1 protein-coding gene is annotated in these 666 nt (G+C 69.1%); it reads left to right on the forward strand.

The window, feature by feature from the left end; genetic code table 11:
* Nucleotides 1–105: 105 nt before the first annotated feature.
* Nucleotides 106–456, forward strand: coding sequence for a GntR family transcriptional regulator (locus CFP71_RS42560; protein WP_093939462.1), 351 nt, complete (start codon nt 106–108; stop codon nt 454–456).
* The last annotated feature ends 210 nt before the right edge of the window (nt 457–666 follow it).

The following is a 666-nucleotide window of genomic DNA, read 5'->3' on the forward strand; positions in this document are numbered from 1 at the left end:
CGATCGGACACAGGTCGTGCCCGGCGGTTCGGGCGACGCCACCCAGGTCGTCCCCGGTGCCGACCGCACCCAGGTCATGCCGCCCCGCCAGTAGGAGCCGACAGCATGGTCCGCGTCGACCCGAACTCCCCGGTCCCGCCCTTCGAGCAGGTCCGCACCGCCTACGCGGCGCGGATCAACGACGGCACGCTGCCCGTCGGGGCGAAACTGCCGACCGTGCGGAAACTCGCCGGGGACCTCGGCATCGCCCCGAACACCGTCGCCAAGGCCTACCGCGAGCTCGAAGAAGCCGGCCTGATCGAGACTCGCGGCCGGGCGGGGACCTTCGTCAGCGCCGTCGGCGACGAAACCCGCGAACGGGCGAGGCAAGCGGCCGCCGACTACGCCGCGCTGACCAGGAAACTGGGGCTCGACCGCGACGAGGCCAAGGCGATCGTCGACGCGGCGCTGGGCTGATCTACCCTCCGCTGAGACGAACGAAGGGGGTATGCCGCTATGGGAATCATTCAGCTGGTGGTCATCCTGGCGGTGCTCGTGGGCCTGGGGTTCGGGATCTACTTCCTGATCAAGACGCTCAACAAGCCGAAGCCGCCTTATCCGCCTCAGTACCCTCAGCAGCCGTATCCGCCGCAGTACCCGCAGGGTCAGTACCCGCAGCAGCAGTAC

Origin of the sequence: Amycolatopsis thailandensis (assembly GCF_002234405.1) — a bacterium.
Taxonomy (GTDB): Bacteria; Actinomycetota; Actinomycetes; order Mycobacteriales; family Pseudonocardiaceae; genus Amycolatopsis; species Amycolatopsis thailandensis.